Here is a 21,119-nt window from a genome sequence, read left to right as displayed (position 1 = left end):
GCTTCTCCTCCTGTGTGGACCTGTCGATCCTACCGGGGCGATGTCGCGGCGGCCTGGAGACGGCCCGTGCATAACCAGGATCCCGCGGCGCGCGGCCTCAGCTCAGGAGCTCGCGGATGTCGTCCGCGGTGAGGGCCTGCGCGAAGAGGTCCTCGTCGTCCAGGACCGCGGAGAACAGCCGGGCCTTGCGCTGCTGCAGTGCGAGCACCTTCTCCTCGATCGTGCCTGCGGCGATCATGCGGTAGACGAACACCGGGTTCTCCTGGCCGATCCGATGGGCGCGGTCGGCTGCCTGCGTCTCGGCCGCCGGGTTCCACCACGGATCGAGCAGGAAGACGTAGTCGGCCTCGGTGAGCGTGAGCCCGGTGCCGCCGGCCTTCAGGCTCAGCAGGAACGCGTCCTGGTCGCCCTCGCGGAACTCCTGCACCACCCGGTCCCGGTCGCGCGTCGAGCCGTCCAGGTACGACACACGCAGGCCGGCACGGCGGAGACGTTCGGCGGCGAGGCCCAGGAATGAGGTGAACTGGCTGAACACGAGCGTCCGATGGCCCTCCGCGCGCAGCTCGAGCAGACGCTCGGCCAGCTCCTCCAGCTTGCGGGAGGCGATCCCGGCGTCCTCCCCGTCGATGAGACCCGGTGCGAGGCTCAGCATCCGCAGCATCGTGAGGGAGCGGAAGACGATGAAGCGCTGCCGGTCGAGGTCGGGCAGCAGCCCGAGGATCTTCTGGCGCTCGCGCTGCAGCACGGTGTCGTAGCGGTGCCGGTGGGCGGGGCCCAGCTCGACGCTCAGCACCTGCTCCTGGCGCTCCGGCAGCTCGGGCGCGACGAGCTCCTTGGTGCGGCGGATGAGGAACGGGCGGATCCGCCGGCGCAGCAGCTCGATCCGCGACCGCCGGTACGGCGCGCCCTCGGCGTTCTCGGGCACCTTGCCCTGCTCGATCGGCTGGATGAAGTCCTCGCGGAACTTCCGCGCCGACGCGAACAGGCCAGGAGAGGTGAGGCTCAGGATGGCCCACAGCTCGGCCAGTCCGTTCTCCAGGGGCGTGCCGGTGGCGGCGTACACGGCCCGGGCGTCGAGCGCCGCAACCGCCTGGTGCTGGCGGGTGGCCGGGTTCTTCACGTGCTGCGCCTCGTCCAGCACCACGCCGGCCCAGCGCTGGCGTGCGAAGTCCTCCGCGTCGAGGCGGAGCAGCGTGTAGGAGGTGATCACGAGATCGGCGCCGGCGATGTGCGGCGCTAGCTCCACCCCGTGCGCGTGACGCGTGCGGTCGACGACCGCGACCCGGAGGCTCGGCGCGAACCGCTCCGCCTCGCGCTGCCACACCGGCAGCACCGAGGTCGGGGCGACGACGAGCCAGGGGGCGCGGTCGTGCTCCGCTGTGACGTCCGGCGTCGGCTCCTGAGCGGCGTGTGCGATCAGGGCGAGCAGCTGCAGCGTCTTGCCGAGTCCCATGTCGTCGGCGAGGATGCCGCCCAGCCGGTGCTGCCACAGGCGTGCGAGGCGCGTGAAGCCCTCGTGCTGGTACGGGCGCAGCTGTGCGGTGATCGCCGCGGGCACGGCGACCGGGTCCAGCCCGGGATCGGCGCGCAGGCTCTGCACCGCGGCTCGCCAGGTCTGCGCCGGGACGGTCTCGTCGGCGAGGTCCTCGAAGTCCTCCCACAGGGCGAGATGCGTCCGCGGGATCCGCGGACCGGCCTCCCATTCTTCGAGGTCGGCGGCCTCGTCGAGCAGCTCCTTGAGCCGGTCGAACGCCGGATGCCGGAGGGAGAACCAGGTGTTGTCGGGGAGCTTGAGCTTGCCCTGGCGCAGCGCGAGTGCGCGGAACAGCGGTTCGAACGGAATGCTGCGCCCGTCGATGCGCACGATGAATCCGAGGTCGAACCAGTCCGGATCCGTGCTCTCCACGACGTTCACCGTGATCGCCGGGTCCCCGGTGAGCTCGGGGTACGCGCGGGGCGCCCCGGTGCGCTCGACGACGATCCCGCGCTCCTCCAGGGCCGGGACGAAGACCGCGACGAACTCGGCGGCGTCGGCGTCGCGGAGCGTTCCCCCGAGCGTGAAGGGCAGCCCGGTGACCGAGGTCCACTCGGACATGACCTGGTCCCGCCGCGCGGCCTCGGCCTCGGCGTCGCGGACCGCGGAGGCGGCCGCATGCTCGTCCATCGGGAAGCGCCGGTATCCGGGGTAGTCCCAGCAGAGCTCGTAGGCCACGACGTCGGCGGGGCGGAAGTCCAGCACGAGCGTCGGCACCGGTCGCGGAGGCTCCGGCAGGGTAACGCCCTTGCCCGGCCGGATGTCGGCGGACCGCCGCAGCAGCGGGTAGGCCTCGCGGAAGAACGCGGCACGGTCCACGGGCGCCACCGAGAGGCCGCCGGGCGCTTCCAGCAGCGCCCGAGCACTGTCGGAGAGCACGACGGGGCCCAGCACGAGCTGGATGTCGGCGCCGAGCACGCGGTGCGCGTAGACGCCCCCGGATCCGATCGGCCGCACGGCGGCCCCCTCGAGCGGCTCGCCGTCCAGATCGACCGCCGCGGCGACGGTCAGGCCGCCCCCGCGTGTCCCGTCAAGATCCACGCGGACGCGCAGCCGGTCGGTCCACTGCAGCAGGGTGCTGCGCTCCGTCGGCACCAGCGCGACACCGACGTCCGCGGCCGTGGCCAGATGCGGCCACAGCAGCGGCGAGGCCACGGGATCCAGCAGCAGCCAGTCCCCCGCCGTTCCGGACAGCAGCGAGTCGCGGGAGATGCTGAGCAGGTCGGCGAACCAGCGCGACTGGGCCGGCGGGAAACGCGTTCCCGGACGGCGCACCGCGTCCCAGTCCGCGTCGGACTGCACCCAGGAGTCGCCGGCGTCGTTGCGCCGCAGCGGACGCACGGCGAGGAAGAGCTCTCCGGGGTCCTTCACGAGATCGCGGGCGGTCGCCGTGCGCAGCGGGCGCGCGCCCCAGTGGCGGGCGTCCGCGACGTCGCGGCGGCGCAGCTCCACGCCGAGCGCGAGCGGCGTGCCGCCGGTGATGGCGGAAGGCAGCAGGATGCGCCAGTCGTCGGGCTCAGCGGTGGTCATCGGTTCCATCCTCGCCCCGGCCGCCGACACGGCCACCGGCCCCTGAGCTCGTCGAAGGGTCCGAGACGGCGCCCGGGCGCTTCGACGGGCTCAGCGACCGTGGCGCGGCCGGGTCAGGCCGACCGGGCCACGCGCGCCAGCACGCCGTGCACGAAGGCGCCGGACTCGTCGGTGGAGAACTCCTTGGCGAGCTCCACGGCCTCGTCGATCGCGACGGCGGTCGGCACCTCGTCGTTGTGCAGGATCTCCCACACGCCGATGCGCAGCAGCGCCCGGTCCACGGCCGGCATCCGGTCCAGCTTCCAGTCGCGGCTGTGCGTGGTGATCTGCTCGTCGATCTCGTCGCGCTGATCGATGATCCCGTCGACGATCTCGCGCGCATACAGCCAGGAGGCCTCACGGGCGGGCTCCGCAGCGGCGCGCTTGGCCTCGGCGGCGAGCGTCACCGCGAGGTCGTCGCCGCGCACGTCGGCGGAGAAGAGGATGTCGAGGGCGCGCTTGCGCGCCTTGGTCCTGGCGCCCACGCGTCAGTCGTTGATGCGGCCGAGGTAGCCGCCGGTGCGCGTGTCGACCTTGACCTTGGTGCCGGTCTCGAGGAACAGCGGGACCTGGATCTCGTAGCCGGTCTCGAGGGTCGCGGGCTTGGTGCCGGCCGAGGAGCGGTCGCCCTGCAGGCCGGGCTCGGTGTAGGTCACCTCGAGCACGACCGAGGCCGGCAGCTCGATGTACAGCGGGTTGCCGTTGTTCAGCGCGATCTGGACCGACTGGTTCTCCAGCATGAAGTTCTTGGCGTCGCCGACGGTGGCCGCGGGGACGTTGATCTGGTCGTAGTCCTCCTGGTCCATGAACACGAAGTTGTCGCCGTCCGTGTACAGGTAGGTGAAGTCGCGACGGTCCACGTTCTCGATGTCGACCTTGGCGCCGGCGTTGTAGGTGCGGTCGACGACCTTGCCGCTGACGACGTTCTTCAGCTTGGTGCGGACGAACGCGCCGCCCTTGCCGGGCTTGACGTGCTGGAACTCGATGACGTTCCAGAGCTGCCCGTCGATGGAGAGGACGACGCCGTTCTTGATGTCTGCAGTGGATGCCATGGGTCTGAGAAGTCCGTTCTGAAGTCTGCGCGGTCGATCGACCGACGTCCCATCTTACGCGATGCCCGCCGGACGGCCGGTGGGAGCAGTCCGTCCCGGACCGCGATCAGCCGTCGGCCTGACCGGTGATCACGAGGATCAGCCGGCGCGTCGCTGTCGCATAGCCGTGCACGCCCTCCCCGACCACGTGCACGGCGGCGACGTCGGTCAGGTAGGAGTGATGGCGGAACTCCTCGCGGGCGTACACGTCGGAGATGTGCACCTCGGCGAACGGGAGCGCCACCCCGGTGAGCGCATCGCGCAGCGCGACCGAGGTGTGCGTGTAGGCGCCCGCGTTGATCACGATGCCGGCGCAGTCCTCGCGGGCGGCGTGGATCGCATCCAGAAGCACGCCCTCGTGGTTGCTCTGCACGGCGCGGATCTCGAAGCCGTACGCGGCGGCCGCATCGGCGGTGATCCGCTCCACGTCGGCGAGCGTCGCGGATCCGTAGATCCCGGGCTCGCGCGTGCCCAGGAGGTTGAGGTTGGGGCCGTTGACGAGCAGGAGGCGGCGGGGCGTGGTCACGTGCTCACGGTATCAGCGCAGGACGGGCACGACCGGGCGTGCCATCACGTATTCGCGTCCGTTCGCGAGCTCGGTGATCTCACCGGTGCGGGTGAAGCCGCAGCGCTCGTAGGCGGCCTGCGCGCGGTGGTTGTCCACGTGCACCTCGAGGGTGAGCTCGGTGTATCCGTGATCCGCGGCCCACGCCGCGCACTCGTCGAACAGCACCTCGATGACTCCGGCCCCGCGGTGCCCGTCGGCGACGTACACGCCCACGACCAGAGCCGTCGCGCGGCCTGCGCTGGTCTGCGACGGGATCACCGTCGCGGATCCGAACCACTCGCCGTCCTCCGCGATCGCGACGTACTGCGCGTTCGGCCCGCCGGGTGCCGCGTTCGCCGTGCGCTGCCGCCAGAACTCGTCCGGCTGCGCGGAGGCGTTCTCGAACGTGTCGAGGAACGCCAGCGCCGCGACCGGGTCCTGCAGGGATCGCAGACGCAGCTCGCGCACGCGCTCCCACTCGCCCGCCTCGACCCGCCGCACGGTGAAGCTCACTCCGCGACCTCCTGGTAGGCCGCGAACAGGAGCGACTCGTCCGGGGCCTGCAGCACGGTCGGTCTGGCGATGCCGTCCAGCACGATGAAGCGCAGCATGCCGCCGCGGCTCTTCTTGTCGCGCTGCATCGTGGACAGCAGAGTGGGCCAGGCCCCGCCGCGGTAGGACGTGGGCAGGCCGAGCGACTCCAGCACCGTGCGGTGCCGGTTCGCGTCGTCGTCGGACAGCCGGCCGGCCAGCCGCGACAGCTCGGCCGCGAACAGCATGCCCACGGAGATCGCCGCGCCGTGGCGCCAGCGGTAGCGCTCGGCGTGCTCGATCGCGTGGCCGAGGGTGTGCCCGTAGTTGAGGATCTCGCGCTGGCCGGCCTCGCGGAAGTCGTCGGAGACCACGGCCGCCTTCATGCCGATCGCGAGCTCGACCGCCCGGCGGAACTCCGGGGTGAGCGGATCGACGGCGCGCTCAGGATCGGCCTCGACGATGTCGAGGATCTCCGGAGCCCAGATGAAGCCCGCCTTGACCACCTCCGCGAAGCCCGCGGTCGCCTCGTTCCGGCTCAGGCTGGAGAGCTGGTCGAGATCGCCGATCACGGCCTGCGGCGCCCAGAACGCGCCCACGAGGTTCTTGCCCTCGTTGGTGTTGATGCCGGTCTTGCCGCCGACCGCGGCGTCGACCAGTCCGAGCACCGTGGTGGGGACCTGGACCACCTGCACGCCGCGCAGCCAGGTCGCGGCGACGAAGCCCGCCAGATCCGTGACAGCGCCTCCGCCGTAGCCGACGACGGCATCGGTGCGGGTGAAGTCGGCCTGTCCCATGATCTGCCAGAGGAACTGGGCGACCTCGATGCGCTTTGCCTGCTCCGCATCGGGGATCTCCGCCAGGAGCACCTCCCGCGGGCCGTTCGCCGTGTCGGCGAGCATGCGATCGCGCAGCTCGGCCGCGCGGTCCGCCAGCGTCGGGGGATGCACGACCAGCGCCTTGCGCACCGTGGGTGCGAGCGCCGCGGACACGCGGTCCAGGATGTCCCTGCCGATCGTGATGTCGTACGGCGTGGTCCCCGTGACCGCGATGGTGGTGACGGCGTCGTCCGCCGCCGCCGTGTCGTTCTGGTCGGCGCTCATCCTCGTCCTCTCATCCATTCCACGATCCGGTTCGCCACGCGCGACATGGGCACCCGGGACGTGTCGAAGGTCGCGTCGGCGACCTCCTCGTACAGTGCGCGCCGCTCGGCGAAGATCCGCTGCCAGCGCTGCACCGGATCCTCCTCTCCGTGCAGCAGCGGGCGGTCGCTGCCCGTGATCCGCTCGGCCACCGCCTCGGGAGTCACCGTGAGCAGGACCACCGGCACGGTGCGCAGGAGCTCCCGGGTCGCCGCGGTGAGCACCGCTCCCCCGCCGAGCGAGATCACGCCGCCGTTCGCGACGGCCGAGGCCACCTGCTCCTGCTCCCAGGCGCGGAACTGCGCCTCGCCGTGCTCGGCGAAGATCGCCGGGATCGGCCCGTGCGCCCGGGCGATCTCCTTGTCCGTGTCGACGAAGCGGAGCCCCGCGGATCGGGCGACCCTGCGGCCGACGCTCGTCTTGCCCGCGCCCATGGGGCCCACGAGCACGAGCGTCTGCGGCGACGCGGACTCAGCCGAGCTCATCGTGCAGGATCAGTGCGGCCTCCGACGCCGGCGTGGTGCGCAGCTCCTCGGGGATCGCCGCGAGGTACGCCTCGAGGTTGCGCCGGGTCTCGGCGACGTTGTCGCCGCCGAACTTCTCCAGAACGGAGTTCGCCAACTCGATCGAGACCATGGCCTCCGCCACGACGCCCGCGGCCGGCACCGCGCACACATCGGAGCGCTGGTGGTGCGCGGTCGCCTGCTCCCCCGACGCGACGTCGACGGTGCGCAGTGCGTGCGGCACGGTGGCGATCGGCTTCATGCCGGCGCGCACACGGAGCACGGTGCCCGTGGACATCCCGCCTTCGGTGCCGCCGGCGCGGTCGGACCCGCGGGTGATGCCGTCATCCGTCGCGAACAGCTCGTCGTGGGCGGACGACCCGCGACGGCGGGTGGTCTCGAAGCCGTCGCCGACCTCCACGCCCTTGATCGCCTGGATCCCCATGAGTGCATAAGCGAGCCGCGCGTCCAGCCGGCGGTCCCAGTGCACGTGCGAGCCGAGCCCCGGCGGGAGCCCGTACGCGAGCACCTCGACGATGCCGCCGAGAGTGTCGCCGTCCTTGCGGGCCGCGTCCACTTCGGCCACCATGCGGGCCGAGGTCGCGGGATCGAAGCACCGCAGCGGGTCCGCGTCCAGCGCGTCGACGTCATCCGGGGTCGGCAGCGCGGACCCCTCGGGGACCTGCACGGGGCCGATCGAGAGAGTGTGGCTGACCAGACGGATCCCGAGCTCGCCGAGGAACGCGCGGGCGACGGCGCCCAGCGCGACACGAGCCGCGGTCTCGCGCGCGCTCGCGCGCTCCAGGATCGGGCGGGCCTCGTCGAAGCCGTACTTCTGCATGCCGACGAGGTCGGCGTGCCCCGGGCGCGGACGGGTCAGCGCCGCGCTGCGGCCACGCGACTTCTCTGTCATCTCCACCGGATCCGCGCTCATCACCTCGACCCACTTCGGCCACTCGGTGTTGCCGATGCGCATCGCGATCGGGCTGCCCAGGGAGAACCCGTGGCGCACGCCCCCGGAGATCGTCAGCTCGTCCTGCTCGAACTTCATCCGGGATCCGCGTCCGTAGCCGAGCTTGCGGCGCTGCAGGTCGGACTGGATCGCCTCGCGGGACAGGGGCACGCCTGCCGGCAGGCCCTCCATGACGGCAATGAGTTCGGGGCCGTGCGATTCGCCGGCCGTGAGCACGCGGAGCATTGTCCTAGTCTCCCATGTCGGAACGGGCGCTCCGCGCGGATGACTTCACGCTCCGGCTCGGAATGCCGCACCCATCAGCGAACCGTCGCGCCTCCAGCGAACCGCCGCGCCTTCAGCGCAGTGCGGCGCGCATGGCGTCGAGCACCGCGGGCTCGTCCGGCAGCGCCTCCTCGGGCGTCCCGTGCAGGAAGATGCGGATCTGCGCGACCGCCTGATGCAGCAGCATCTCCAGGCCGGTCAGCACCGGGGCGTCGCTCCACGCCTGCGCCAGTCGCGTCGGCCATGGGGCGTACGCGGCCGAGAACAGTGCACCGCCGTGCGCGGCCAGGGTCGCGGCCACCGCATCCGGAAGATCGGCGTCGCCGGGCAGCGTCGACACCGTCAGATCCACCGCGGCGAGAGGCGCCGGGTCGTCCAGAGCGCGCGCGGACGCGACCAGGCCGATCCGCGTGCCGAACGCCGCGAGCTCGCGCGCCTGCTCGATGCGCCGGGTGCGCAGCTCCACCTCGGTCACCCCGAGGCGCAGCAGCGACACCAGTGCCGACCGTGCCGTGGCGCCGCCGCCGAGCACGCGCGCGGTGCGGCTGGAGCCCAATCCGCCGGACTGCAGCGCCTCGGTGAGACCGCGCACGTCGGTGTTGAAGCCGCGGATCCGCTCCCCCAGCAGCAGCGTGTTCACCGCGCCGGTGAGGCGGGCGTCGTCGTCGCGCTCGTCGGCGCGGGCGAAGGCGCGCTCCTTGAGCGGCATCGTCAGAGAGAGCCCGCGCCATGTGGCGTCCAGGCCGTCCAGGGCGTCGTCGAAGCCGGAGACGTCGACCTGGCGCCGGCCGTACTCCCAGTTCAGCCCGAGCAGGCGGTAGGCGGCGCCGTGCAGATCGGGCGATCGGCTGTGGTCGATCGGATCCCCCCACACGGCGAGCCGTGTCCGCACGCCGCTCACGTCAGCAGCCCGAGTCCGGGTTCGCCTTGCACCAGTCCTGCCACTGCTTGACCGCGGCCTCGTGCTCCTCGTAGGTGGCGGAGAACACGGTCTCTCCGGTGTCGAGGTTGACCGTCACGAAGTACAGCCAGGAGCCCGTCGCGGGGTGCATCGCCGCGTCGATCGCCTTGTCGCCGGGGTTCGCGATCGGGGTCTTCGGCAGACCGTCGATGACGTAGGTGTTCCACGGGTTGTCGTCGTTCTGCGCGGCGTCCGAGGTGCTCGCCGAACCGCTGTGCAGTTCGCCGTAGCCGTACTGCGCCGTCGAGTCCATCTGGAGCTTCATGCCCTGATCCAGGCGGTTCTGGATCACCCGGGAGACCTTATAGAAGTCGGCCTCGGCACGCGCCTCGCGCTGGATGATCGACGCGATCGTGAGCACGCGCTGCTCGTCGCCCGCCGGCACGGAGGCCGCGGCCAGGGAGTCCCTCGTGCGCTTGACCATGGTGGCCACGATGTCCTTGGCCGTCGCGCCCGGCGCGAACTCGTAGAGGGCCGGAAAGAGCCAGCCCTCCAGCGACGGGGCGGTCACGCCGTAGTCGGCGGGATTCTGCACGGCGGCTTGAAGATCGGCCAGCGGCACGTCCACGCTCTTCGCGATCCGCTCCACGGTCTGGGCGACGGTGTACCCCTCGGGGATCACCGCCGAGTTCTGCATCTTGTTCTTCGGGTCGTTGAGCGCCTTGAGCGCGGCCGCCGCCGTCATCTTCTGCTGCAGCTTGTAGACACCCGGGTAGAACGTGTTGACGATGTTCTCCTTCACCATCATGGTGTAGAACACGTCAGAGGTCTTCGTCACGCCGGCGTCGTAGAGCGCCTCGGACACCTGCTGTCCGCCGTCCCCCTTGTTGATCGTGACGAGCGCCGTGCCGGTGGCCTGCCCGGCCTCGTAGTCCTTGGACGGGCCCCAGCCCATGGTCTCGCTGATCTTGTCGCCGTACGTGTTCCACACCCAGAGGCCGCCCGCGGCAGCGCCGCCCACGAGCACGAACACGATGAGCAGGGCGATCAGGCAGCCACGGCGCCTCTTGTGCTTCGGCACGGCGGGCGGCTCGGCTTCGTGGCGGAACAGCGCCTCGAGGGTCGCGTCCGTCCCCTGGTGCACCTCGGCCGACGGTGCCGCCGGCGTCTCGGTGCGCGCCGCATCCGGAGTGCTCGTGACTTTGGCGGCTTCCCGCGCGGCGCGCCGGGATCCGGGGACCGCCGGCTGCTCGGCCGGGCGCGGCATCTGCACCTGGGGATCCGGGAGCGCCCCGAACAGGTCGCGCAGTTCGGGCTCCTGCCCGGAGGGCGCGGCCGATTCCGATCGGTCGGACATGTCAGCGATTCTCCTCGTCGGGCGTCAGGGCGGTGCCGGCGGGCCGGCCGGTCCCCTTCTCCGTGTCGATGGCGTGCTGCAGCAGGACGACGGCCGCGGCCTGGTCCACCACGCCGCGGGACGTGCGCTGGCTGCGACCTGACGCTCGCAGCGCCTGATGCGCGGTGACCGTGCTCAGCCGTTCGTCGATCAGCCGCACCGCGCACCCGCTGGCCTGCCCGAGCGCGGCAGCGAACTCGCGGGCGTCGGCGGTGGACGCGGTGTCCTCGCCGCGCAGGTTGATCGGCAGCCCGACGACGAGCTCGAGCGGCTCGTACTCCGCGACGAGCTGCGCGATCCGCGTCACGGACGCGTCGTCGCGCGGCACCGTCTCCACCGGCACGGCCAGCAGTCCATCGGGATCGCTGCGGGCGACGCCGATCCGGGCCCGCCCGACGTCGATCCCGAGCCGCACACCACGTCGGAAGCCGGTCACGCGCGCCGCAGCTCCTGCTCGATCGCGGCGAAGGCGGCGGGCAGGGCGGTCACGTCCGAGCCGCCGCCCTGGGCGACGTCGTCGCGGCCTCCTCCTCCGCCGCCGAGCACGCCGGCGGCGATCTTGGCGAGGGCGCCGGCCTTCACGCCGGTTGAGCGCGCGGCGTCGTTGACCGCGACGACGACCATGGGACGCCCGTTCGCGACGCCCGCGATCGCCACGACCGCGGCGGCGGATCCGAAGGTGTCCCGCACGCCCGTCGCGATCTCGCGGACGTCGTCCGCTCCCCCGACGGCGCCGAGGTCGTGCGCGACGAACTGCAGAGCGCCGACCGACGTTGCCGTCTGGGCGATCGCCGGCACGCGGCCCGCGCGCTCGGCGGCCTCGAACTGGGCGATCCGCTTCTCGGCGGCCTTGAGCTGCGCCGCGAGGTCGCTGACGCGCTCGGCGAGCTGCTCCCGCGGGGTCTTCAGGGCCGACGTGAGCTGGGAGACGAGCGCGCGCTCGGCGGCGAACTCCCGGAACGCGTCCTGTCCGACGAGCGCCTCGACGCGGCGGTTCGACGCGCCCACGGAGGACTCGCCGACGAGATTGATGATCCCGATCTCGGAGCTCGTCGACACGTGCGTGCCGGCGCAGAGCTCACGCGACCACGGGCCGCCGATGTCGACCATGCGCACGGTGGCGCCGTACTTCTCGCCGAACAGGGCCATGGCCCCCGCGGCCTTCGCGTCGTCGAGCGACATGATCCGCGTGGTGACCTCGAGGCCCTCCTGCACGGCGCGGTTGGCGATCTCCTCGATCTCGGTCTTCGTCTCAGCGGACAGCGCCTGCCCCCAGGAGAAGTCGAACCGCAGGTAGCCGGCGCGGTTCAGCGAGCCCGCCTGGGTGGCGGTCTTGCCCAGCGTGTCGCGCAGGGCGGCGTGCACGAGGTGCGTCGCGGAGTGCGCCTGACGGGCGGCGCGGCGGTTGGCGGCGTCGACCGTGGTGGTCGCCGGCGCGTCGACCGAGACGACGCCGCTGGTCACCTCGACGGTGTGGCTGATCAGGCCCGGCACCGGGCGCTGCACGTCCAGCACCTCGAGCGAATAGCCGGGACCGGTGATGACGCCCTTGTCGGCGACCTGGCCGCCCGACTCGGCGTAGAGGGTGGTCTCGGCCAGCACGACCTCGGCGACCTGGCCCTCGGAGGCGCTGGTGACGGAGGCGCCGTCGACGAGGATGCCGAGCACCGTCGTGCCGGTCTCCAGCTCGTCGTAGCCGAGGAACGCGGTCTCGCCCTTGGCGCGCAGGTCGCCGTACACCGACACGTCGGCGATCTGGCGCTTGCGGCTGCGGGCGTCGGCCTTGGCGCGGGCCCGCTGCTCCTGCATCAGGGTGTCGAACGCGGCACGGTCGACCTTCAGTCCGGCCTCCTCGGCGATCTCGAGGGTGAGGTCGATCGGGAAGCCGTAGGTGTCGTGCAGCAGGAACGCCTCAGAGCCCTTCAGCGTCTCGGATCCGGACTTCTTCGTGTCGGCGAGTGCCAGGTCGAGGATCGTGGATCCGGCGTCGAGCGTGCGGCGGAAGGTCTCCTCCTCCGCGTTCGCGGCGGTGCGGAGCTGCGCCCAGTCCTGCTCGAGGACCGGGTACGCGGACTTCATCGCGTCCTTGGAGGCGGCGAAGAGCTCGTCGAAGACCGGCTCGTCGACGCCGAGCAGTCGCATGGACCGGACCGTGCGACGCATCAGGCGGCGGAGGATGTAGCCTCGGCCCTCGTTCGAGGGGCGCACGCCGTCGGAGAGCAGCATGAGCGAGGACCGCACGTGGTCGGCCACGACGCGGAAGCGCACGTCGTCGGCGTGGTCGGCGCCATAGCGCCGTCCGGACAGCTCGACGGCGCGGTCGAGGACCGGACGCACCTGGTCGGTCTCGTACATGTTCTCGACGCCCTGCTTGAGGAACGCGACGCGCTCGAGACCCATGCCGGTGTCGATGTTCTTCATCGGCAGCTCGCCGACGATGTCGAACTCCGTCTTGCCCTGGATGTTCTCGATGAAGTCCTGCATGAACACGAGGTTCCAGATCTCCAGGAACCGGGTGTCGTCGGCGGCGGGACCGCCGTCCTTGCCGTATGCCGGTCCGCGATCGAAGAAGATCTCGCTGTCGGGTCCACCGGGCCCGGGCTGACCGGTGTTCCAGTAGTTGTCGGCGCGGCCGAGGCGCTGGATGCGCTCGGGCTTCAGCCCGATGACGTCGCGCCAGATCGCCTCCGCCTCGTCGTCGGTCTCGAAGACCGTGACCCAGAGGTCCTTCTCGTCGAAGCCGAGACCGCCGTCGCTCTCGGAGCTGGTGAGAAGCTCCCAGGCGTAGCGGATCGCGCCCTCCTTGAAGTAGTCGCCGAACGACCAGTTGCCGAGCATCTGGAAGAACGTGCCGTGGCGGGCCGTGCGCCCGACCTCCTCGATGTCGTTGGTGCGGATGCACTTCTGCAGGTCGGCGACGCGCGGGTACGGCGCGGGGACCACTCCGGTGAGGTACGGGATCATCGGCACCATGCCGGCCACGGTGAACAGCAGCGAGGGGTCGTCGCTGACGAGCGACGCCGAGGGAACGATCAGGTGGTCGTTCTTCTCGAAGTAGCTCAGGTAGCGCTGCGCGATCTCCGCGGTCTTCATGCTCGTCGGGTGGTCCTTGCTGTCAGGGCGCGCCGGAGCGCGGATTCGGGAGAGTGAGGGGGATCCGCGTCAGTCCGCGGTGCTGTCCTGGGCGAGGCGGGACTCCTGCGCGCGGAAGGCGTCGGCGAGGATCCCGGTGAACTCGTTGATCCGATCGTCCACCGCCGCCAGCACCTCGTGCCCGCGGGGATCCTTGTTCAGGAAGTGCGCGGCGACGAAGCCGCCGATCACGCCGATGAGGAACCACAGCAGACTCTTCATGTCACCACCTCCGGGAGCACCGCTCATCACAACGGTCTCCATCGTATGCGTAAACGCGAAGGAGGCGCCGGGGATGCCCCCGACGCCTCCTCGGCGTGTTCGCAGAGTTCGCTGAACTCAGCGAGTGCGCGTCTCGCTCAGCGAGCCGCGTAGTACTCGACGACCAGCTGCACGTCGCAGGTCACGGGGACCTCGGCGCGCTTCGGGCGACGGACCAGACGGGCCTGCAGCTTGTCGAGCTCGACCTCGAGGTAACCCGGAACCGGGGGCAGCACCTCGGCGTGACCGCCGGCGGCCGCCACCTGGAAGGGCTCGAGGCCCTCGCTCTTGGGCTTGACGTGGATGAGCTGGCCCGGCTTCACGCGGAACGACGGGCGGTCGACGAGCTGGCCGTCGACGAGGATGTGACGGTGCACGACGAGCTGGCGGGCCTGCGCGGTGGTACGCGCGAAGCCGGCGCGGAGCACGAGCGCGTCCAGACGCATCTCGAGCTGCTCGACGAGGTTCTCACCGGTCAGGCCGTCCTTGCGACGGGCCTCGTTGAACTGGATGACCAGCTGCTTCTCGCGGATGCCGTACTGCTCGCGGAGACGCTGCTTCTCGCGCAGACGGACGGCGTAGTCGCTGTCGGCCTTGCGCTTGGTGCGGCCGTGCTCACCCGGAGCGTAGGGACGCTTCTCGAGGTAGCGGGCGGCCTTCGGGGTGAGCGCGACGCCGAGGGCGCGCGACAGACGCACCTTGCGGCGGTCCTGGGACTTCGTGACCACGAAGTGTTCCTTTCGAAACGCGGCCGTGTCCGTCACGGCTCGCGGACGTATCGTCTCGATTCCGCCCCTCACGAACGCACGCCGGGGCGGACGAGAGGGTGGTACAGGAGTGGAGAGATGCCCGAAAACTCGGTTTCGAGCCGATCCATGCTATCAGATCCGCCCTGAGCGGCCCGGCCGCGTCACCTCTCCCCCAGGATCCTCCGGATCCGCTCCAGGCGTGCCTGCACCTCGCGCTCCCCGCCGAGCGCCTTGGGCTGGTAGTAGCGGCGCCCGCGCAGTTCATCGGGAAGGTACTGCTGCGGCACGATGCCGGCGTCGCTGTCGTGCGGATAGCGGTAGCCCTTGCCGTGTCCGAGCCGCTTGGCGCCCGGGTAGTGCGCGTCGCGCAGATGCACCGGCACCCGCCCGAACCCGCCGGCGCGCACGTCCGCGATGGCGGCGTCGATCGCCAGGTACGCGGCGTTGGACTTCGCCGTCGTCGCGAGATAGACCGTCGCCTCCGCGAGCGGGATCCGCCCCTCGGGCATGCCGATGAACGCGACGGCATCAGCGGCGGCGGTGGCGATGACGAGCGCCTGCGGATCGGCGAGGCCGATGTCCTCCGCGGCGGAGATGACCAGCCGTCGGGCGATGAAGCGCGGGTCCTCCCCCGCCTCGATCATCCGGGCGAGGTAGTGCACCGCCGCGTCCACGTCGGACCCGCGGATCGACTTGATGAACGCGCTGATCACGTCGTAGTGCTCGTCGCCCTGGCGGTCGTACCGCAGCAGCGCCCGGTCCACGGCCTGCGCCACGTCGTCGTCGGTGACGAGGGGCGTCTCGTCCTCGGTCAGCCGGTCGGGCGCGGCGGCGACGGCCGCGGCGGCCTCGAGGCCGGTCAGTGCGCGGCGGGCGTCCCCGGAGGCGAGACGGACGAGCGCGGCACGTGCGGCGTCGTCGAGGGCGACACCGCCGTTCAGCCCGCGCGGATCCGCCACCGCTCGATCGATGAGGAGGCCGATGTCGTCGTCGGTCAGCGGTTGCAGCGTGAGCAGCAGGGAACGGGAGAGCAGCGGCGAGATCACGGAGAAGGACGGATTCTCCGTGGTCGCCGCGATGAGGATGACCCAGCCGTTCTCCACGCCGGGCAGCAGCGCGTCCTGCTGCGCCTTGGTGAAGCGGTGGATCTCGTCGAGGAACAGGATCGTGGACTGGCCGTACAGATCGCGCTGGGTCAGCGCCTCCTGCATCACCTCGCGCACATCCTTCACTCCGGCGGTGATCGCGGAGAGCTCGACGAAGCGGCGCCCGGACGAGCGGGCGATCGCCTGGGCGAGGGTGGTCTTGCCGGTGCCGGGCGGACCCCAGAGGATCATCGACACGCTGGACGCCGTCTTCGCGGACGGATCCGCGAGCGTCACGATCGGCGAACCCGGGCGCAGCAGGTGCTGCTGCCCCGCGACCTCGTCGAGCGAGACCGGGCGCATCCGCACGGCGAGCGGCGTCTGGCCGCTCATCAGCGGGGCTGCAGGAGTCATCCACCCAGGCTATCGGCGGCGACCGACATGCGCCTCGCTCCGCCGTGCGGTGCACAGGGGCGGGGGCGATAGGCTCTGTGCTCGACATCAGGGAGGATCCATGGCCGGTCGCCGTCCGACGAACGCCCGCACGCAGCGCGCACGCGTGGAGCAGGAGCGGGCGCGCCTGCACGCGGCACGCCAGGAGCTGCACGCTCGCAGCGTGCGCCGCCGGGTGCGCGACAACACCGTCGCCGTGGTGGCCGGAGCGCTCATCGTCGTCGGCGCCATCGTGAGCCAGGTGCTGCACGCGGAGGCGACCGCGCCGGCGCCGAAGCCCTCCCCTACGGCCAGTCCGACGGCGACGCCGCAGGCTCCCACGACGCCCGCGCCGACCGTCTCGGAGACGCCCGCGGGCTGAGCACGGGCACTCTCGCAGGACGGCCCGTCGTACTAGGCTGGCCGTGTCCTTTCCGCCTCCCGCGGTCCGCCGCGCAAGGAGTTCACCGTGTCCACCGAAGAGCACACCCCCGAAGACCCCACCGCCGCAGAGAAGGCCGCGTCGGGCGCAGCCGAGAGCGCCGCAGCCGGTGCCGAGCAGGCCGCCGACGCGCCCGCCGCGAGCAGCGACGCGCCGGCCGAGACCGCATCCGCCGCTGAGGCGACGGACTCACCCGAGGCATCCGAGTCCGAGACCGTGACGCCTGCGGCTCCCGCCGTGCCTGCGCCGCGTCCGCCGGCCACACCGCGCCCGCCGGCCATGCCGCGCCCGCCTGCCACGGCGATCCGCCCCGTCGTGCCCGCAGCCCCCGCCGCACCGGCGGCGGTCAGCACGTCGGACGCCGCCGAGTGGGGTCGGGTGACCGAGGACGGCACCGTCTCCGTGCGCGAGGCCGACACGTGGCGCGAGGTCGGGCAGTACCCCGACGGCACGCCGGCCGAGGCGCTCGCCTACTTCGTCCGCAAGTTCGAGGACCTCGCCTTCAAGGTGAACACGCTCGAGCAGCGTGTGCAGGCCGGCGGCACCGGCGCCGGCGACCTCGCCAAGCAGGCGCAGCACCTCGTCGACGAGGTGACCGACGCGGCCGCCGTCGGCGACCTCGCGGGGCTCCGCGCCCGCCTCGACGCGCTCACCAGCTCCCTCGCAGAGGCGTCCGCCGCAGAGGCGCAGGAGGCCAAGGCCGCCGTCGACGCCGCCATCGCGGAGCGCACCGCCATCGTCGAGCGCTCCGAGGCCATCGCCGCGCAGGACCTCTCCTCCGTGCAGTGGAAGAAGGTCACCGAGGAGATGGGCGCCCTGTTCGACGCCTGGCAGAACCACCAGCAGAACGGCCCCCGTCTGCCCAAGGGCGTGGCGAACCAGCTCTGGAAGCGCTTCCGCGACGCGCGCGCGACGGTCGACCGTCAGCGCCGTGCGTTCTACGCCGAGCTCGACGAGACCCACAAGGCGGCGCGCGAGCGCAAGACGCGCCTGGTCGAGCGTGCTGAGGCCCTCGCCCCCAAGGGCGTCGACGGCATCCCCGCCTACCGGGGCCTGCTCGACGAGTGGAAGGCCGCCGGCCGCGCCGGGCGCAAGGCAGACGACGCCCTGTGGGCGCGTTTCAAGGCCGCCGGCGATGCGCTGTACGCCGCACGCGCGGAGCAGGCCGCGGCGACCGAGGCGGAGTCCGCGCCCCGCATCGAGGCCCGTACTGCGCTCCTGGAGGAGGCCAAGGCCGTGGCGGACGAGCCCGACCTCGCCAAGGCCCGTGCCCTGCTCACCCGGATCCAGCGTCAGTGGGACGAGGTCGGACGCATCTTCCCGCGTGAGAAGGAGCGTGCGCTCGATGACCGTCTGCGCGTCATCGAACAGGAGCTGAAGGCCCGCGAGGACGTCGACTGGAAGCGCAACAACCCGGAGACGAAGGCCCGTGCCGGCGCGATGAGCGAGCAGCTCCAGCAGGCGATCGCCAAGCTGGAGGCCGAGCGCGATGCGGCGCAGAAGTCCGGGAACGCCAAGGCGCTGAAGGAGGCGACCGAGGCGCTCGAGGCGCGCCGGGCCTGGCTCAAGGCGCTCGGCGGCTGATCACGGCGCCGCGGTGCGTCCGCGGCAGGTTGTCCACAGGGCGGGGATCCTCGGATCCCCGCCCTGTGCCGTCTGCCCCACACTGGACGCATGCGCGGCGTCTTCCTGCATCTCCCCGGCGAACGGCTCTCGCTGTCCGAGCTCTCCGCGGCACGGCTCGACGGAGACGTGGTGGAGCTCGGCGAGGCCTACACACCCGCCGACCTCGTGGAGACCGCGGTGCTGCGCGCGATGTCGCTCCTGCCGTTGATCGGGAGCATCCCCGGCGCCGCCTTCGCCGGGATGAGCGCGGCATGGATCCATGGCGCCGGCGACGCGCCGCCGCAGCTGCACGAGGTGCAGAGCGCCACCGGACGCCGCTTGCGCGCCGCTCCGAGCCGTCGCCTCCTCGTGCACGATCCGGTGCCGGACGCGGAAGACGTCCAGCACCTCGGCGGCGTCGCCGTCACGACCGCGGAGCGCACGCTCATCGACCTGCTGCGTTGGCCGCCGACGCACCCGGCGCGTCAGGACTGGGCGCGCCTTCTCGCCGAGAGCGACCCTGCGCTGCCCGAACGTGCCGCGGTGCGGCTGTCGCGTCTGCCCCACGGCCCCGGCCGCCATCGCGTCGTGGAGTTCCTCACCGCACACGGTGCGGAGGCGGCGTGACCGCGGGAACGGATCCGATCCGATCCGCGCGGTGCGGGATCAGGACGACGTGACGCGGTAGACGTCGTAGACGGCGTCGATGCGGCGCACGGCGTTCAGGACCCGGTCGAGGTGCACGGTGTCGCCCATCTCGAACACGAAGCGGCTGAGCGCCAGCCGGTCGTTCGTGGTCTGCACGGTGGCCGACAGGATGTTCACGTGGTGCTCGCTGAGCACGCGGGTGACGTCGGAGAGCAGGCCGGAGCGGTCCAGCGCCTCCACCTGGATCTGCACCAGGAAGACGCTGCGCGTGGTCGGCGCCCACTCCACGTCGACCATCCGGTCCTTCTCGACCGACAGCGCCTTCACGTTCACGCAGTCCGAGCGGTGCACGGACACGCCGCTGCCCCGGGTCACGAAGCCCACGATGTCGTCACCGGGAACGGGCGTGCAGCACTTCGCGAGCTTGACGAGGATGTCGGCGGCGCCGCGGACGAGCACGCCCGAGTCGCCCTCGCGCGGGATCCGGCTGCGCCCGTGCGAAGGGATGTCGATCGCACCGGTCGTCGTGTCGTCGCCCGTCGAGATGAGCGCGGTGACCTTCTCCAGCACCGACTGGGTGGAGACGTGTCCCTCGCCGACCGCGGCGTACAGGGCGGAGACGTCCTCGTAGCGCAGCTGGTGCGCGACCTCGGTGAACGACTCCTGGCTCATCAGGCGCTGCAGCGGGAGGTTCTGGCGGCGCATCGCGCGGGCGATGGCCTCCTTGCCCTGCTCGATCGCCTCCTCGCGACGTTCCTTCGTGAACCAGCCGCGGATCTTGTTCCGCGCCCGGGTGCTCTTCACGAACGTCAGCCAGTCCTGGCTGGGGCCGGCGTCGGGGTTCTTCGAGGTGAAGACCTCCACGACGTCGCCGCTGTTGAGCGCGGTCTCCAGGGGGACCAGGCGCCCGTTGACCTTGGCACCCATCGTGCGGTGCCCGATCTCGGTGTGCACCGCGTACGCGAAGTCGACCGGGGTCGCACCGGACGGCAGGCCGATGACCCGTCCCTTCGGTGTGAAGACGTAGACCTCCTTCGCGCCGATCTCGAAGCGCAGCGAGTCGAGGAACTCGCTGGGGTCGGCGGTCTCCGCCTGCCAGTCCGAGATGTGCGCGAGCCAGGTCATGTCGGCGTCGGCGGTGGACGCCTTGCCGCCGCCGTTCATCCGCTCCTTGTACATCCAGTGCGCCGCGACGCCGAACTCGGCCTGCTGGTGCATCTCGTGCGTGCGGATCTGGATCTCCACGGTGCGGCCGCCGGGGCCGATCACGGTGGTGTGCAGCGACTGGTAGAGGTTGAACTTCGGAGTGGCGATGTAGTCCTTGAACCGGCCGGGCAGCGGCGTCCAGCGGGCGTGGATCGCGCCGAGGACGGCATAGCAGTCGCGCACCGTGCTGACCAGCACGCGGATGCCGATGAGGTCGTAGATGTCGTCGAACTCCCGGCCGCGCACCACCATCTTCTGGTACACGGAGTAGAGCTGCTTGGGGCGGCCTGCGACCTTGCCGCGCACGCGCAGGTCACGCAGGTCGCTCTCGACCGCGTCGACGACCTCGCGGATGTACTTCTCGCGCTGCGGGGTGCGCTGCTTGATGAGGCTGTCGATCTCGGCGTAGATCTTCGGGTGCAGCACCGCGAAGGAGAGATCCTCGAGCTCCGACTTGATCGCCTGGATGCCGAGCCGGTGCGCCAGCGGCGCGTAGATCTCGAGAGTCTCCGTGGCCTTCTTCGCCGCCTTCTCCGGGGGCACGAAGCCCCAGGTGCGCGCGTTGTGCAGACGGTCGGCGAGCTTGATGATCAGGACGCGGATGTCCTTCGACATCGCGACGATCATCTTGCGGACGGTCTCGGCCTGCGCGCTGTCGCCATACTTGACCTTGTCGAGCTTGGTCACGCCGTCCACGAGCATCGCGACCTCGTCGCCGAACGTGGCCGTCAGGTCGGTGAGCGCGTAGCCGGTGTCCTCGACCGTGTCGTGCAGGAGCGCCGCGGCGATGGCGCGCGGGCCCAGTCCGAGGTCGGCGAGGATCTGCGCCACAGCGAGCGGATGCGTGATGTAGGGCTCGCCGCTCTGGCGCTTCTGTCCCCGGTGCTTCTCGGCCGCGACGGCATAGGCGCGCTCGATGATCGCGAGGTCGCCGCGCGGGTGGTTCTGCCGCACGGTGCGGATGAGGTTGTCGAGGTCGTTGATCCGCGGCGCGCGCGAGAAGATCCGGGGCACGAGCCTGCGCAGGCTCGAGCCCTGTGCCGGCGCCCCAGGCGTCGTGCCGACCTCGCTCATCCGACCTCCAGGCAGATCATCCTACAAGCGCCCG

19 protein-coding genes are annotated in these 21,119 nt (G+C 71.5%); 3 read left to right on the top strand and 16 right to left on the bottom strand.

What is annotated here, in order from left to right:
* Positions 1 to 97 precede the first annotated feature (97 nt).
* The 15 genes from AERO9AM_RS08975 to AERO9AM_RS08905 all read right to left on the bottom strand — a co-directional run bounded on the left by AERO9AM_RS08975 (position 98) and on the right by AERO9AM_RS08905 (position 16,092).
* Positions 98 to 3,064, bottom strand: coding sequence for a DEAD/DEAH box helicase (locus AERO9AM_RS08975; protein WP_236602550.1), 2,967 nt, complete (start codon positions 3,062 to 3,064; stop codon positions 98 to 100).
* Between the two features lie 113 nt (positions 3,065 to 3,177).
* Positions 3,178 to 3,588, bottom strand: a complete 411-nt coding sequence (nusB, locus tag AERO9AM_RS08970) for a transcription antitermination factor NusB (RefSeq protein WP_159575828.1) — start codon at positions 3,586 to 3,588, stop codon at positions 3,178 to 3,180.
* Positions 3,589 to 3,591: 3 nt separating this feature from the next.
* The gene (gene efp / locus AERO9AM_RS08965; RefSeq protein ID WP_045251985.1) at positions 3,592 to 4,155 is read right to left on the bottom strand and encodes an elongation factor P; all 564 of its coding nucleotides are present in this window, start codon (positions 4,153 to 4,155) and stop codon (positions 3,592 to 3,594) included.
* Positions 4,156 to 4,261: 106 nt separating this feature from the next.
* Entirely contained in the window at positions 4,262 to 4,720 is a 459-nt protein-coding gene (aroQ, locus tag AERO9AM_RS08960) for a type II 3-dehydroquinate dehydratase (protein WP_159575827.1), read from the bottom strand.
* Positions 4,721 to 4,732: 12 nt separating this feature from the next.
* Complete coding sequence (locus AERO9AM_RS08955; RefSeq protein WP_159575826.1) at positions 4,733 to 5,254, bottom strand: GNAT family N-acetyltransferase; 522 nt, start codon at positions 5,252 to 5,254, stop codon at positions 4,733 to 4,735.
* Positions 5,251 to 6,375 carry a 3-dehydroquinate synthase gene (gene aroB / locus AERO9AM_RS08950; protein WP_159575825.1) on the bottom strand — a complete coding sequence of 375 codons (1,125 nt, stop codon included), beginning with the start codon at positions 6,373 to 6,375 and terminating at the stop codon, positions 5,251 to 5,253. The genes AERO9AM_RS08955 and aroB overlap by 4 nt, the downstream gene beginning before the upstream one ends.
* On the bottom strand, positions 6,372 to 6,899 hold the full coding sequence (locus tag AERO9AM_RS08945) for a shikimate kinase (RefSeq protein WP_159575824.1): 528 nt from the start codon (positions 6,897 to 6,899) through the stop codon (positions 6,372 to 6,374). The genes aroB and AERO9AM_RS08945 overlap by 4 nt, the downstream gene beginning before the upstream one ends.
* Positions 6,886 to 8,115, bottom strand: a complete 1,230-nt coding sequence (gene aroC, locus AERO9AM_RS08940) for a chorismate synthase (RefSeq protein ID WP_159575823.1) — start codon at positions 8,113 to 8,115, stop codon at positions 6,886 to 6,888. The genes AERO9AM_RS08945 and aroC overlap by 14 nt, the downstream gene beginning before the upstream one ends.
* Positions 8,116 to 8,227: 112 nt before the next feature.
* Entirely contained in the window at positions 8,228 to 9,055 is an 828-nt protein-coding gene (locus AERO9AM_RS08935; RefSeq protein WP_159575822.1) for a shikimate dehydrogenase, read from the bottom strand.
* A 1-nt stretch (position 9,056) separates the two neighbouring features.
* Positions 9,057 to 10,412 (bottom strand): endolytic transglycosylase MltG, encoded by a 1,356-nt coding sequence (gene mltG / locus AERO9AM_RS08930; RefSeq protein WP_159575821.1) that lies wholly within the window; start codon positions 10,410 to 10,412, stop codon positions 9,057 to 9,059.
* A gap of 1 nt (position 10,413) precedes the next feature.
* A complete protein-coding gene (gene ruvX, locus AERO9AM_RS08925; protein WP_159575820.1) occupies positions 10,414 to 10,887 on the bottom strand; it encodes a Holliday junction resolvase RuvX in 474 nt (157 codons plus the stop codon).
* Positions 10,884 to 13,544 (bottom strand): alanine--tRNA ligase, encoded by a 2,661-nt coding sequence (gene alaS, locus AERO9AM_RS08920; RefSeq protein ID WP_159575819.1) that lies wholly within the window; start codon positions 13,542 to 13,544, stop codon positions 10,884 to 10,886. The genes ruvX and alaS overlap by 4 nt, the downstream gene beginning before the upstream one ends.
* Positions 13,545 to 13,613: 69 nt before the next feature.
* On the bottom strand, positions 13,614 to 13,805 hold the full coding sequence (locus tag AERO9AM_RS08915; RefSeq protein WP_159575818.1) for a hypothetical protein: 192 nt from the start codon (positions 13,803 to 13,805) through the stop codon (positions 13,614 to 13,616).
* A 137-nt stretch (positions 13,806 to 13,942) separates the two neighbouring features.
* Positions 13,943 to 14,572 (bottom strand): 30S ribosomal protein S4, encoded by a 630-nt coding sequence (gene rpsD / locus AERO9AM_RS08910; RefSeq protein ID WP_159575817.1) that lies wholly within the window; start codon positions 14,570 to 14,572, stop codon positions 13,943 to 13,945.
* Between the two features lie 182 nt (positions 14,573 to 14,754).
* Complete coding sequence (locus tag AERO9AM_RS08905; protein ID WP_159575816.1) at positions 14,755 to 16,092, bottom strand: replication-associated recombination protein A; 1,338 nt, start codon at positions 16,090 to 16,092, stop codon at positions 14,755 to 14,757.
* Positions 16,093 to 16,192: 100 nt separating this feature from the next.
* Between AERO9AM_RS08905 and AERO9AM_RS08900 the strand changes: the two genes are divergently transcribed.
* The 3 genes from AERO9AM_RS08900 (at position 16,193) to AERO9AM_RS08890 (ending at position 18,784) form a co-directional block, all read left to right on the top strand.
* Positions 16,193 to 16,492 carry a hypothetical protein gene (locus AERO9AM_RS08900; RefSeq protein WP_159575815.1) on the top strand — a complete coding sequence of 100 codons (300 nt, stop codon included), beginning with the start codon at positions 16,193 to 16,195 and terminating at the stop codon, positions 16,490 to 16,492.
* Between the two features lie 87 nt (positions 16,493 to 16,579).
* Entirely contained in the window at positions 16,580 to 18,136 is a 1,557-nt protein-coding gene (locus AERO9AM_RS08895; protein ID WP_328821156.1) for a DUF349 domain-containing protein, read from the top strand.
* Positions 18,137 to 18,226: 90 nt separating this feature from the next.
* A complete protein-coding gene (locus AERO9AM_RS08890) occupies positions 18,227 to 18,784 on the top strand; it encodes a type IV toxin-antitoxin system AbiEi family antitoxin (RefSeq protein WP_159575814.1) in 558 nt (185 codons plus the stop codon).
* A gap of 39 nt (positions 18,785 to 18,823) precedes the next feature.
* Here the strand turns inward: AERO9AM_RS08890 and AERO9AM_RS08885 are convergent, their stop codons facing one another.
* A complete protein-coding gene (locus AERO9AM_RS08885) occupies positions 18,824 to 21,085 on the bottom strand; it encodes a RelA/SpoT family protein (RefSeq protein WP_159575813.1) in 2,262 nt (753 codons plus the stop codon).
* Positions 21,086 to 21,119: the final 34 nt, after the last annotated feature.

It is taken from the genome of Microbacterium sp. 8M (assembly GCF_902506375.1).
GTDB lineage: Bacteria > Actinomycetota > Actinomycetes > Actinomycetales > Microbacteriaceae > Microbacterium.
The sequence above is the reverse complement of the archived record's forward strand: the minus strand, read 5'-3'. Positions and strand labels throughout refer to the sequence as shown.

What these genes read in the sequence shown, in the direction of transcription:
- efp (WP_045251985.1), bottom strand. Translation starts at nt 4,155, where the DNA reads ATGGCATCCACTGCAGACATCAAGAACGGCGTCGTCCTCTCCATCGAC.
- AERO9AM_RS08905 (WP_159575816.1), bottom strand. Translation starts at nt 16,092, where the DNA reads ATGACTCCTGCAGCCCCGCTGATGAGCGGCCAGACGCCGCTCGCCGTG.
- mltG (WP_159575821.1), bottom strand. Translation starts at nt 10,412, where the DNA reads ATGTCCGACCGATCGGAATCGGCCGCGCCCTCCGGGCAGGAGCCCGAA.
- AERO9AM_RS08900 (WP_159575815.1), top strand. Translation starts at nt 16,193, where the DNA reads ATGGCCGGTCGCCGTCCGACGAACGCCCGCACGCAGCGCGCACGCGTG.
- AERO9AM_RS08885 (WP_159575813.1), bottom strand. Translation starts at nt 21,085, where the DNA reads ATGAGCGAGGTCGGCACGACGCCTGGGGCGCCGGCACAGGGCTCGAGC.
- AERO9AM_RS08915 (WP_159575818.1), bottom strand. Translation starts at nt 13,805, where the DNA reads ATGAAGAGTCTGCTGTGGTTCCTCATCGGCGTGATCGGCGGCTTCGTC.
- AERO9AM_RS08975 (WP_236602550.1), bottom strand. Translation starts at nt 3,064, where the DNA reads ATGACCACCGCTGAGCCCGACGACTGGCGCATCCTGCTGCCTTCCGCC.
- aroC (WP_159575823.1), bottom strand. Translation starts at nt 8,115, where the DNA reads ATGCTCCGCGTGCTCACGGCCGGCGAATCGCACGGCCCCGAACTCATT.
- AERO9AM_RS08945 (WP_159575824.1), bottom strand. Translation starts at nt 6,899, where the DNA reads ATGAGCTCGGCTGAGTCCGCGTCGCCGCAGACGCTCGTGCTCGTGGGC.
- alaS (WP_159575819.1), bottom strand. Translation starts at nt 13,544, where the DNA reads ATGAAGACCGCGGAGATCGCGCAGCGCTACCTGAGCTACTTCGAGAAG.
- AERO9AM_RS08890 (WP_159575814.1), top strand. Translation starts at nt 18,227, where the DNA reads ATGCGCGGCGTCTTCCTGCATCTCCCCGGCGAACGGCTCTCGCTGTCC.
- aroB (WP_159575825.1), bottom strand. Translation starts at nt 6,375, where the DNA reads ATGAGCGCCGACCAGAACGACACGGCGGCGGCGGACGACGCCGTCACC.